The sequence below is a fragment of the Nitrospina gracilis 3/211 genome, from assembly GCF_000341545.2.
Classification (GTDB): Bacteria; Nitrospinota; Nitrospinia; order Nitrospinales; family Nitrospinaceae; genus Nitrospina; species Nitrospina gracilis.
Genome location: NZ_HG422173.1, coordinates 2,906,570 through 2,917,904, shown reverse-complemented (window position 1 = coordinate 2,917,904; position 11,335 = coordinate 2,906,570). Strand labels below are relative to the sequence as shown.

At 55.8% G+C, this 11,335-nt stretch carries 11 protein-coding genes; 6 read left to right on the top strand and 5 right to left on the bottom strand.

All coding sequences use genetic code 11. The annotated features are described in order from the left end of the window. Window positions 1-82 precede the first annotated feature (82 nt). A complete protein-coding gene (locus TX82_RS15430; RefSeq protein WP_005005676.1) occupies window positions 83-787 on the top strand; it encodes a SprT-like domain-containing protein in 705 nt (234 codons plus the stop codon). A 27-nt stretch (window positions 788-814) separates the two neighbouring features. On the opposite strand, the gene TX82_RS13975 is transcribed toward TX82_RS15430, so the two are convergent. Together TX82_RS13975 and TX82_RS13970 are read right to left on the bottom strand one after the other, a co-directional pair. Continuing rightward, the gene (locus tag TX82_RS13975; RefSeq protein WP_042251362.1) at window positions 815-1,816 is read right to left on the bottom strand and encodes a sensor histidine kinase; all 1,002 of its coding nucleotides are present in this window, start codon (window positions 1,814-1,816) and stop codon (window positions 815-817) included. Window positions 1,817-1,866: 50 nt separating this feature from the next. Next, the gene (locus TX82_RS13970) at window positions 1,867-3,153 is read right to left on the bottom strand and encodes a cache domain-containing protein (RefSeq protein WP_187291979.1); all 1,287 of its coding nucleotides are present in this window, start codon (window positions 3,151-3,153) and stop codon (window positions 1,867-1,869) included. Between the two features lie 392 nt (window positions 3,154-3,545). Here TX82_RS13970 and TX82_RS13965 point away from each other — a divergent pair, with 392 nt between their 5' ends. From TX82_RS13965 to proC, 3 genes are all read left to right on the top strand, one after another. After that, window positions 3,546-3,941 carry a response regulator gene (locus TX82_RS13965; protein ID WP_005005674.1) on the top strand — a complete coding sequence of 132 codons (396 nt, stop codon included), beginning with the start codon at window positions 3,546-3,548 and terminating at the stop codon, window positions 3,939-3,941. Between the two features lie 141 nt (window positions 3,942-4,082). Then, on the top strand, window positions 4,083-4,778 hold the full coding sequence (locus tag TX82_RS13960; protein ID WP_005005673.1) for a YggS family pyridoxal phosphate-dependent enzyme: 696 nt from the start codon (window positions 4,083-4,085) through the stop codon (window positions 4,776-4,778). 35 nt (window positions 4,779-4,813) lie between these two features. Beyond that, entirely contained in the window at window positions 4,814-5,680 is an 867-nt protein-coding gene (proC, locus tag TX82_RS13955; protein ID WP_005005672.1) for a pyrroline-5-carboxylate reductase, read from the top strand. Window positions 5,681-5,970: 290 nt separating this feature from the next. Here proC and TX82_RS13950 read toward each other — a convergent pair whose 3' ends face one another. The 3 genes from TX82_RS13950 to moaA all read right to left on the bottom strand — a co-directional run bounded on the left by TX82_RS13950 (window position 5,971) and on the right by moaA (window position 8,408). Continuing rightward, window positions 5,971-6,204, bottom strand: a complete 234-nt coding sequence (locus TX82_RS13950; RefSeq protein WP_005005671.1) for a hypothetical protein — start codon at window positions 6,202-6,204, stop codon at window positions 5,971-5,973. A gap of 13 nt (window positions 6,205-6,217) precedes the next feature. Then, window positions 6,218-7,024, bottom strand: a complete 807-nt coding sequence (gene larE, locus TX82_RS13945; RefSeq protein WP_005005670.1) for an ATP-dependent sacrificial sulfur transferase LarE — start codon at window positions 7,022-7,024, stop codon at window positions 6,218-6,220. Between the two features lie 370 nt (window positions 7,025-7,394). Continuing rightward, entirely contained in the window at window positions 7,395-8,408 is a 1,014-nt protein-coding gene (gene moaA, locus TX82_RS13940) for a GTP 3',8-cyclase MoaA (RefSeq protein WP_005005666.1), read from the bottom strand. A 503-nt stretch (window positions 8,409-8,911) separates the two neighbouring features. On the opposite strand from moaA, the gene TX82_RS13935 reads away from it, so the two are divergent. Beyond that, entirely contained in the window at window positions 8,912-9,661 is a 750-nt protein-coding gene (locus TX82_RS13935; RefSeq protein ID WP_005005663.1) for a NifU family protein, read from the top strand. 38 nt (window positions 9,662-9,699) lie between these two features. Continuing rightward, a complete protein-coding gene (gene sufB, locus TX82_RS13930) occupies window positions 9,700-11,166 on the top strand; it encodes a Fe-S cluster assembly protein SufB (RefSeq protein ID WP_005005661.1) in 1,467 nt (488 codons plus the stop codon). Window positions 11,167-11,335: the final 169 nt, after the last annotated feature.

Here is an 11,335-nt window from a genome sequence, read left to right as displayed (position 1 = left end):
TCAACACGCTCTCTTGCCTGCTCTTATGACTGCCACCGCAACCATCCCATTCCAAACCACAAATATAAAGCCCGGAACCGTAGTGCTCGGCGAAGGCCGGTTTTCCGGCGGCGACGCCTACCGCGCCCTGTTCCGTATTAAAAAAGGGGGCTTTGAATATCTCGGCCAGATGAATGTTCACCTGGGCGAGGAAGGGGTGCGCCTCGAAATGTTCAACGCCAACTATTTTGCGTTGTTCGACGCGGAGCCGGAGGCGGTGATCTCTGCTTTGGAGCGGATTGTGCTCAACCAGCTTCTGGGACGCGACGCACTGAACGATCGCTTTCGCGATGTGATCCATTCACGACTGGAAGAATCCATCCTGCAACCGCTGCAACCTCAGTCTCCGGTTGAGGAAGAGGCCGATCCGCGCGATCTGCAAGGCATCTTCGATCGGCTGAATTCCGAATATTTTGAAGGCAAGGTGGAAGCAACGATCGAGTGGTCCAAGGAAACCAAGGCTGCCAACCGGCGGTCGGTGAAATTCGGGTCTTACGATTCCAGGAAGAAACTGATCCGCATTCACCCGCGGCTCAGGCAGGACTTCGTTCCCATCCCGGTGCTGGAATTAACCGTTTTTCACGAGATGTGCCATCAGGCCGTTCCGCCGGTGCGTCAGAAAGGGCAGTGGAAAACCCACCACAAGGAATTCAAGGCCCGCGAAAAACAGTACAAGCACTACAAAGAAGCGATGCAGTGGGAAAAGAAGCACTGGGCCAAATTGCTCGCTCCCTCCTCCGAAGAATGACTTCTCCTTGATTTCAATTTAAACACCTCAGGCCGGGTCTTTGTCCGGTGGGCCGGTGGGTTCTGTATTGGCAGGTTCCGGCGACGTGGGCAAATTGATAATGAACGTCGTGCCCCTGCCGATTTGGGATTTGACATCAATGTGACCGCCGTATTTCTCCACCACGCGATGCACAATGTTGAGACCCAGGCCCGTTCCCGACCCCTGTTCCTTGGTAGTAAAAAACGGATCGAAAATCCGGGTCAGGTGCTCTTCCGCGATTCCGGGTCCCGTGTCGCGGATGGACACCGTGACGTTTCCATTCTGCTGGAATGTTTTGATGGTCAACGTTCCTTTGCCCTCCATGGCCTGCACCGCGTTGCGAACAATATTCAGGAACACCTGTTGCAGTTCTTCCGGTTTTGCTGTGACTTTGGGCAGGTTCCCATAGTGTTTTTCCAGCGCGATATCATCTGAGTACGAGTCCAGCAGTGCGATGTCCAGCGCCGCATCGATGCGCTCGTTGATGTTGATGGTCTGGTCCGAATCCTGTTCATTGGTGCGGGCGTAACCGGACATGTTCAAAATGACGTTTGCCATATGTCGGGACCGGTCCAGAACTTTCTGGGCGTAGGCCTTGATTTTCGGTTCGGTGGCCTGGTCCACAATGGCTTCGGTGTAGCCCATGATGGAATAGAGGGGATTGTTCATCTCGTGCGCGATGCCCGCGGTCAGTGTGCCGAGCCCGGACAGTTTGTCCGCCTTGGTCAACTGGTCCAGAAGTTTTTTCTCTTCTGTGATGTTTTTCATGATGAGGCCGATCCGCCTCCCTTCCATTTGCTTGAACTTCATATCGAAAAACTGGTACGCAAAGAACAGATCACCCAGTTTGATGGTGGGTTGCCAGTCTTTCGTATGCGGCGTTGTGGGTGCCAGAGGGTCCTTGGCACGATAACTTTCGCTTTGCAGATGGTGGAGTCTGGGTGGCTGACCGGTGCTGTAGCTTTTGAGCTCCATTGCGAGGAACGCCCACTCCTGATGGTGTTTCACTGGAACTTCCTGCAGGAGTTTGCCAAAGTAACTTTGCCGGAGAAGACCGGTTATTTTTCAAACGCCGGATTGGCGTATTCAATTCGCAGGCTGGCATCAAAGATGAGAATCGATTCCGGAACACTCATCAAAATGCTTTCGGTGTACTCCCGCAGGTAAATCACTTCCCGACTTTTTTCTTCAACCTGTTGTTCGAGCCCGGTGAATGTTTTACGCAACAATGCGTTCATGATATTGATCTCTTCCGCAAGGAGTTCGATTTCATCACCGGTTTTTATCTGGAGGGGTTTTACGGATTCCCCGCGCCCGATGGACTCCGCTGTTTTCTGAAGCTGGCGAATGGGTTGCACAATCCGGTTTGCGGCCAGCGATCCCATCACTGCGATGAGTAGAATGGAGACAAAACCCGCTGCGGCCATCCAGCCGAGAAGTTTCCGTGTGGGCGCAAACAATTCTTCCGAAGACTGCCATGCAAACGTGTACAGTCGAGGCCCCTGGGTGCCGGCAATGATCCTGTTTGTGGAAGCAAGAGGTGAAAAGCCGATGATGGACAGACGGTGACTTCCGTGGCCATCACTCTGAGTTTCCACCCAGTTGGCTTCCGGTCCTGTGACGTGTTTGACCAGGTCAGCCTCGCTCAACCGGTGTCCCGTCGGCAGGATGGGGCAGTCCAGCACGACCCCGTTGGAGTTGATCAGCATCACGTGCCCGGTTTGCCCGAACAGGATGTTCTCAATCGACGGCGAGAAAAAACGTTTGCTGGAATACAGGCGGTGGAGGACGCCCATGCGGGTCTGGTCGCGTGTCCGGATCGGTACCGCGATTTCAAAAAGATAGGTATTCAGCTTGGTGTCGAAATGCAAACGCCCGAAAGCTTCCGGGAGCCCCTTTTTCATGACACCAACCCATGTTGCGCGTGAACTGTTGTCGCGTTCGGGGTAGTCATTGATGGTGGCCACCAGGTTGCCCGAGGCATCGGTGACAAACAAAGCCTTTGTGGATTCCACCGCGCTGAGATCATCACGCAAAAAGTTGCTGAGTACACGGCTCGCTCCATTTTCCTGGATTTCCTGATAGGTGGGTGGCAGGGGGGTGATGCTCTTTAATGTGTTCTCGGATTCCGTGACCGAGCGGTTATGTTCCTTGACATTGATGATGAGGGTGGGATGGGAGGCCCAATGCCGCATCTTTTGAAATTCGTCTTTGATCAATAGGTCGATCTTGGTTGATGTTTCATAGGCCAGTGCCTTGAAACTTGCACCGATGACCTGCGTCAGCGACTCGTTTCCCTGAAAGAACGACCACGCCATGGCTAAAACCAAAGGAATGGTACCCACTCCTATGACCATTCCGATCAGTCTGTTTTTCAGCCCGGAACGGACGCGGACGGGTTTTTTGGGCAAGGGAACACCGGCTACGTTCATAAGTGGACCGGGAACCGGCAATGGCCTTACGGCATGCCGTGGGGAAACCGGCACCCACACGCGGAAAGCCTTGTAAATTAACCGGATTTTGTTAACCGCATGGGTGCTTTAGTTGGAAGTCAATATAGGGCCCGTTACTCCAAATTTCATCGCTTTCCCTAAAAAAAGTGGCCGGAATCCAACCCCGGTCCTATGTTTAGTTCTAATGAGTCGAAGGCCGAAAGGGGGAACCGCCCGGCCGTTATTTTTTCCCGCCTTTTCGGGCGGTGAGAGAGATTGATTCTAAATTATCACTGGAGGGACACATGGTTACCGGAAAAGTTTTGGTCATTGATGACGAACAGGACGTCCGGGATGTCATTCGGTTGCAATTGGAGCAACACGGACTACACGTGCTGGAAGCAGAAAACGGGGAGGAGGCCATCAAGGTGCTTCATTCCGAAAACAACCTGGTCAATATCGGGGTGATTCTGTGCGACATTCGAATGCCCAAGATCAACGGCATCGAGGCGATCGATTATCTCAAGAAAAATGCACCGGGAATTCCGATCGTGGTGATCACCGGTTACCCGGATACGGAACTGGCCGTCGGTTTGATGAGAAAGGGAGTCAAGGACTATCTGGTGAAACCTGTCGAGAAGGAAAAGCTGTTCAAGGTGGTGGATCAGCTCATCGCCGCCGGAAAGGATTTTGAGTATTGATTGGTTGCCCGCGATTCAGGGTAAAGAAGGCTTTGCTTCCGCCCGGTTGCAAAGCCTTTTTTTTTTGGCTACATTGCAGGCGGCATGAGCAAGCCGTTTGCCAGTCATCCCGCATCTTCCATTTCGAATGATCCCGTTTGAATGACCTCCGTTGCTGATAACCTTGCCGTCATTCGCCAGCGCATCCGCGAAGCCGCGCTTCGTGCGGGGCGCGATCCGGCGTCGGTGCACCTGCTGGCTGTCAGCAAAACGGTGCCGATGGAACGGATTCTGGATGCGTGCCGGGCGGGTGTGAACGTGTTCGGCGAAAACAAGGTGCAGGAGGCAGTCGGCAAGCTGGAATCCCCGGGCGCGGCGGACTGCCGCTGGCATTTCATCGGACATTTGCAGAAAAATAAAGTAAAGTATGTGGTCGGGCGTTTCGATCTGATTCATTCGGTGGACAGCATCGAACTGGCGGAAAAGCTGAACGCGGAAAGCGAAAAGCAGGGCATGGTCACGAACGCCCTCATTCAGGTCAACGTCTCCGGCGAAGCGTCGAAGTACGGCGTCGATCCGGACCATCTGGGAGACCTTCTGCGCCGGTCCGGAGCGCTGTCCGGCATTGCGGTGAAAGGATTGATGACCATTCCACCCTACACACCGGACGCGGAAGAGGCGCGAAAACATTTTGTGAGTTTGCGCACCCTTCGGGACCGTATGTGCGAAAAGGCAATTCCGGGTGTCACTTTGACCGAGTTGTCGATGGGCATGTCCCACGATTTTGAAATCGCGATCGAAGAAGGTGCCACGTGGGTTCGCGTGGGAACCGCTCTCTTCGGCGAACGCGCCGGTTGAACCGGGCTTACTATTTCCGCAACACAACGGAGTGAATGGCAGTGCTGACCAACAAACGAATCGGATTCATTGGCGGGGGCAACATGGCGGAAGCCATGATCAAGGGCCTGTTGTCCGCGTCGTTCATCGAAGCCAAAAGCCTGATGGCGTCGGATATGGTGGGCGAACGACTGGAATTTCTGAAACATGAATTCAAAATCAAAACCACTACGGACAATCAGGAACTGGTGCAGAAAAACGACATCATCATCCTTGCGGTCAAACCGCAGGCGGTGAAGGCCGTGTGCTCCGGCATTCACGAGCAGGTCGATGAGAAAAAACTGGTGATCTCCGTTGCCGCGGGCGTCCCCATCCACGCTATCGAAATCCTCTTGAATCCCGAAGCGGACAAAAAAGTCGGTGTGGTTCGCACCATGCCCAACACCCCGGCCCTCGTGCAGGCAGGGGTGACGGCGCTATCGGCGAGCGATCACGTCAGCAAAAGCGACCTCAAGGTCGCCCACCGCATCTTCGAAGCCATCGGCCGTACGGTGGATGTCCCCGAGGCTCAGTTGGACGCGGTCACCGGGTTGAGCGGAAGCGGCCCGGCGTACATTTTCATGATCATCGAGGCATTGTCGGATGCGGGAGTGAAGATGGGCCTGTCGCGCGACGTGTCCAATGCGCTCACCCTGCAGACGGTGCTCGGTTCCGCCAAGCTGGCGCAGGAAAGCGGGCGTCATCCGGGAGAATTGAAAGACATGGTGTGCTCGCCCGGCGGCACCACGATTTCCGGTTTGCACTGGCTGGAGAAAGGGGGGCTTCGCACCACCCTCATCAACGCTGTCGAGGCGGCGACGCAACGCTCCATCGAGCTTGGCAGAAACGCGGAAAATAATCAGAATGGAAACGATTCTCAATAACAGTGAACCCAGACGAAAATACACATCCAGCCCGGGTATTTCATTTGTGAAGACATTGACAGAAGGCCGGAGCGATATGATATTACTTATGGAAGAGGGCCAAGCCCCCTTCCATACAACCGGCGGTTCGGCTGGAAGAAGACCCGAGCAACTGGGTGGAAACACAAAAGAGGGATCGCGATCGGTTGTATGCCAACCGGGGTAGGCAGAAAAAGAGGACGCAGGGTTGGCCTACCCCGCGGCGGCGAGAAGTCTTTCAGGAATGAAATGAGAATCCTGAAAGGCTTTTTTTATTTAGCCCGGTATTTCTGTACTTCACCCCAGCCCGCAAGTCCCAGCCCGAGGAACATCAGCCACACCGGATGCAGGACCTTTTCCGGATCCTTGAACATCAGGATCAGCATGATGATCACCGCCGACATGGCGAGAATGATACCCCAGTAAAGTTTTTCCTGCCCCTTGACGAACAGGTCCGGATTCTTCAGTTGCTTTCTCACTTCCGGACGCAATTCAAAATGAAACATGGCGGGGTTCCCTTCAGCCAAGGACCTGGTTCAGGCTTCCGGAGCGGAAGCCCAGTATGTCGACGGTGACGAACTGAAACCCGATTTCTCGGAATTTGGATTCGATGACCCGCGCTTGTTCCGGGTCCAGGAGCATCGGCAGGTCGTCCTGCGGTGCCTCGATGCGTGCGATGTCGCCGTGATGCCGGACGCGCACCTGTTTCAGTCCCATGCCGAGCAGAATGTCTTCCGCACGCTCGATCATCGAAAGCTTTTCCCCCGTCACCTCCTGACCGTACGGGACGCGCGACGCCAGGCAGGCCATCGCCGGTTTGTTCCACGTGGGCAGTTCCAGCTCCTGCGACAGGTCGCGCACGTCCTGTTTGTTCATGCCCGCGTCGGCGAGGGGACTTAGAACTTTGGCCTCGTCCGCCGCCACCAGTCCCGGACGATGGTCGCCCAGGTCGTCGCTGTTGGTGCCGTTCAGGATGCAGGGCAGGCCGTGCTCGGACGCGATGCGTTTCAGATGATCGTACAGCTCCGTCTTGCAGAAATAACAGCGGTTGGCCGGATTGGCGGTGTAATCAGGGTTGTGGATTTCCCCTGTGTCGACAATCAGGTGCCGGGCGCCAATTTGCCGGGCGAGTCTTTTCGATGCTTCCAGTTCCCGTTCCGGCACGCTGGGTGAGCGGCCGGTGACGGCAAGCACACGTTCTCCCAAAGCGGCATGGGCTATTGCCAGCACCAGCGTGCTGTCGACCCCGCCGGAAAACGCCACGATCGCGCCCGGAAGCGCCGCGATCTGCGCCTGCATTCGTTTGTGTTTGTCGTGTAAGGTCATGGCCGGTTGGTCCGTGCGCTCAAAACAGCGCCATTGCTGGTTACAACTTACCATGTCCCCGGACCAAAAAAAAGATCCGGGAGCAGGGGGGAGGCTCCCGGATCATCAGAAGGAGGTAAAACCAGATTGAAGTTAGCTGCTGACTCTCATTGTATAAAGTCCGTGAAGGTCTTGAAAGAGCCCGCAAGAATGGGTTTCAAGCGGCAGTGAAGGTGCACGAAAACCCAAATTAGGTAGCGGTATTCAAGTAAAGGAAATATTTCATGAAACGGATGCAGTTCACCCTATCCGGTTACAGTTTGCTGTGTAGAAACTGCAGGAATTCCGATAGAAGAGGGGTTGCGCTGTAACTGGAGGAAATAGTGTGCGGTCAGCCACCGATGGCGTGCATGGCGCGGGCGGGGCGTTCGAAGTCGTCCAGGTTGATTTTGTGCCCCGGCTCCTTGGTGACCAGCGCCGCTCGAATGCGTTGCTCGATGTCCTGGTCCGTGGCCGCGCTGTCCCGCACCAGTTCCTTCAGGTTGTGCTCGTTGGTCGAGAACAGGCAGGTGCGCAGTTTGCCGTCGGCGGTCATGCGGATGCGGTTGCAGTAATCACAGAACGGATTGCTGACAGCGGTGATGATGCCGATCTTGCCCTTGCCGTCGGCGAACTTGTATTCACTCGCCGGGCCGATTTCCAGCGAGTCCTGGATCGGTGTTATTTCAAATTTCTTGCTGATGAGGTCGATGATCTCGTGACCGAACAGCACCTTGTCGCGTTCCCAGATGTGGTCCGCGTCGAGGGGCATGAACTCGATGAAGCGGATCTCGAATCCGTCCGAACGGCCGAGTTCCACCAGTTTCAGTATTTCCGGCTCCGAGAAATTGCGCATGGCGACGGCGTTGACCTTGATCGGGAAGCCCGCTTCGCGCGCGGCGTCGATGCCTTCCATCACCTGCTCCAGGCAGTCGCGGCGGTTGACGTGGGTGAATTTCTCCTTGTCCAGAGCGTCCAGGCTGATGTTCAGCCGGTGCAGTCCCGCATCCCTGAGCGCCTTCGCATGCTGCTTCAGGAAGAAGGCGTTGGTGGTCATGGCGATGTCTTCGATTCCCGGCACCGCTCTCAACATGCGCACCAACTCCGGCAGGTCCTTGCGCAGAAGCGGTTCGCCGCCGGTGAGGCGCAGGCGGAAGATGCCCATCTTCGACACCACGCCGACGATGCGGGTGATTTCTTCGAACGAGAGCAGGTGGGAGCGGTCCATGAACTCCACGTTGTCCGCGGGCATGCAGTACGTACAGCGGAAATTGCAGCGGTCTGTGACGGAAATACGCAGGTTGACGATGCGGCGGCCCATGCCGTCAATCAGAATCGGGCGTTCCTGGCTCTCGGAGATGGACATCGGACTTCCTCTCACGTCGGTGTGACACCCGGGTTTTCCGGCGGTTTGCCATGCTCCGGGCAAGTTCGCCCACACTCTTGCAGGTGGGGGTTTATTTGGTAGAATTATACCCTTTTTGAAAAAGCGATGTACACCCCAAATGCTTTTCCCGGCAGGGGGTGGGAAGATTCCGGCAAGGGGCATACATCGAACCCATCACCTCACCCGGCGCAGGCTGGGAAAAATACCTTTTTGGGGAGGGGGAGACGCTGAACGCATTGTGTGCCCGCATGCTCCTGAAAAGCCGAAAAATCCCAAAAAATATGGAGATTTCCGGCTTTTGGAAGGAACCTGTAAGACGCCTTTGCATCTAATCAGTATGGGGATGGGTCTGCCCGCACAAGATTGTCCTGATTTTCACAGGCGTTTGATATACAATAGAGCCCATCTGACAGATGGCATGGAAACGGGTTTGCCCCGTTGCGGGAAATCTCTTGTAAACGTTTTAAACACAAAGAATTAGAATGTCTGTCGCTGAAGAGAAGTTCTCTACGAAATTCGAAGAAGCCGCCACCAAGCCGAAGCACCGCGGAGCCTTCTACCAGGAAGACGCCACGGAAAAGGGCATGGCATTGGTTGAGGCCAAATTCAAGGATATGAAGCTGTACTGGCTGGTGGACGTAGTCGAAGGCCGGGTGTACAGCGCCAAGTTCTTCGCTTACGGGGGCAAGGTGTCCGTAGGCATCTGCGAACAGTTGTGCTCCATGGTCAAGGGACTCACCATCGACGAGGCCTGTTCCCTTCTGGGAGCGGACGTCGAACGCGCACTCCGCGACGATCCGGAGGAACCGGCGGTGCCGGAGTCCAAAAAGACCGCTTTCGGCAACGTGCCGGAACTGCTCAAAATCATCAAGGAAAAGTATCCGGAAGCGCAGGCCGTGGCGCAGGCCACAGCGTCCATCAAGGGCAGCGGCGCCGGCAAACCGAAAAGCACCCGCGAACTCACCATGCAGGAACAGGCATGGCTGGACTTGGATGAGGCCGACCAGATCAAGCAGGTCGAACTGGTTCTGGACGAAAAGGTCCGCCCGGCGTTGATGTCCGACGGCGGCAACATCCAGGTATTGGAAGTGGTTGACGGCGAGCGGGTTCTCGTCCAGTATCAGGGGGCCTGCGGCAGTTGCGGCTCTTCGCTGGGGGCGACGTTGTCGTTCATCGAACGGACCCTGCGTCAGGATGTGTACAGCGACCTGCAGGTCGTCCCCAACATGTAATGAATTTTTAGAATCCGTCTCTTAAGGAGTTGGAATATATGGCTAAGGAAACCGCCCGGAACGTCACGGACGTCGATGAGGTCCTCGAGAACCGGGGTGAATACAAATATGGCTGGCGGACTCTGATCGAATCCGAGACCTTCCCCAAGGGATTGAACGAGGATGTGATCCGTGCCATTTCGAAGAAAAAGGAAGAGCCGGAGTTCATGCTGGACTTCCGTCTCAAGGCCTACAAGAAATGGCTGGAGATGAAGGAGCCGAAGTGGCCGAACGTGCACTACCCGCCGATCGATTATCAGGATTTGTCCTACTACTCCGCTCCGAAACCGAAGGAACAGTTGGAGAGCCTGGACGAGGTCGATCCGGAAATCCTGCGCACCTTCGATAAGTTGGGCATCCCGCTGGAAGAACAGAAGCGGTTGTCCAACGTGGCCGTGGACGCGGTGTTCGACAGCGTCAGCGTCGCCACCACGCACAAGAAAAAGCTGATGGAAGTGGGCATCATTTTCTGTTCCATTTCGGAAGCGTTGCAAGAGTATCCGGAACTGGTTGAGGAATACCTGGGTACGGTTGTGCCCACAGGCGATAACTACTTCGCCGCGCTCAACAGCGCCGTGTTCACGGACGGTTCGTTCGTGTTCATTCCGCCGGACACCATCAGCCCGATGGAGCTGTCCACCTACTTCCGCATCAACACGGAGGAAACGGGGCAGTTCGAACGCACGCTCATCATCTGCTCGGACAACAGCTACGTGTCATACCTGGAAGGGTGCACCGCACCGCAGTTCGACACCAACCAGCTGCACGCGGCGGTGGTCGAGCTCGTGGCTCTGGACAACGCCGAGATCAAGTACAGCACCGTGCAGAACTGGTATGCCGGCGACCCGGAAACGGGCAAGGGCGGCATCTACAACTTCGTCACCAAGCGCGGCAAGTGCCAGGGCAAGAAATCGAAGATTTCCTGGACGCAGGTGGAAACCGGCTCCGCCATCACCTGGAAGTACCCGAGTTGCATCCTGCAGGGGGACGACTCACAGGGCGAGTTCTACTCCGTGGCCCTGACCAACGGCCACATGCAGGCCGACACGGGCACGAAGATGATCCATATCGGCAAGAACACCCGGTCGAGCATCATCTCCAAAGGCATCTCCGCGGATCATTCCAGCAACAGTTACCGCGGTCTGGTGAAGGTCAACAAGGGCGCCACCAACGCGCGCAATTACACGCAGTGCGACAGCATGCTGGTGGGCGACAAGTGCAGTGCGCACACGTTCCCGTACATTGAAACCGGCAACAGCTCCGTGCAGGTGGAACATGAAGCGTCCACCTCGAAGATCAGCGAGGAGCAGTTGTTCTATTTCGAACAGCGGGGCATTTCCCGCGAGAACGCCATCTCGGCGCTGATCAACGGCTTCTGCAAGGAAGTCTTCAAACAGCTTCCCATGGAATTCGCCGTCGAGGCGGAAAAACTCCTGGCCCTGAAGCTGGAAGACAGCGTCGGCTGAGTCCCATCATTCGGAAACACCGGCCAGCCAGGCAGGGCCCCGCGGCTCGATGCCTGGCTGGCCTGTTTTGAAAATCAGAGAGGAACAGATTAATGCTAGAGATCAATGATCTGCACGCCGGATTCGAAGGCGTCGAAATCGTCAAGGGTGTGTCCCTGACCGTGAACAA

Excerpts from the sequence above, each read along its gene's own strand:
- moaA (WP_005005666.1), bottom strand. The coding sequence starts at position 8,408 with ATGTCCATCTCCGAGAGCCAGGAACGCCCGATTCTGATTGACGGCATG.
- TX82_RS13965 (WP_005005674.1), top strand. The coding sequence starts at position 3,546 with ATGGTTACCGGAAAAGTTTTGGTCATTGATGACGAACAGGACGTCCGG.
- TX82_RS13935 (WP_005005663.1), top strand. The coding sequence starts at position 8,912 with ATGTCTGTCGCTGAAGAGAAGTTCTCTACGAAATTCGAAGAAGCCGCC.
- proC (WP_005005672.1), top strand. The coding sequence starts at position 4,814 with ATGGCAGTGCTGACCAACAAACGAATCGGATTCATTGGCGGGGGCAAC.
- larE (WP_005005670.1), bottom strand. The coding sequence starts at position 7,024 with ATGACCTTACACGACAAACACAAACGAATGCAGGCGCAGATCGCGGCG.
- TX82_RS13960 (WP_005005673.1), top strand. The coding sequence starts at position 4,083 with ATGACCTCCGTTGCTGATAACCTTGCCGTCATTCGCCAGCGCATCCGC.
- TX82_RS13950 (WP_005005671.1), bottom strand. The coding sequence starts at position 6,204 with ATGTTTCATTTTGAATTGCGTCCGGAAGTGAGAAAGCAACTGAAGAAT.
- sufB (WP_005005661.1), top strand. The coding sequence starts at position 9,700 with ATGGCTAAGGAAACCGCCCGGAACGTCACGGACGTCGATGAGGTCCTC.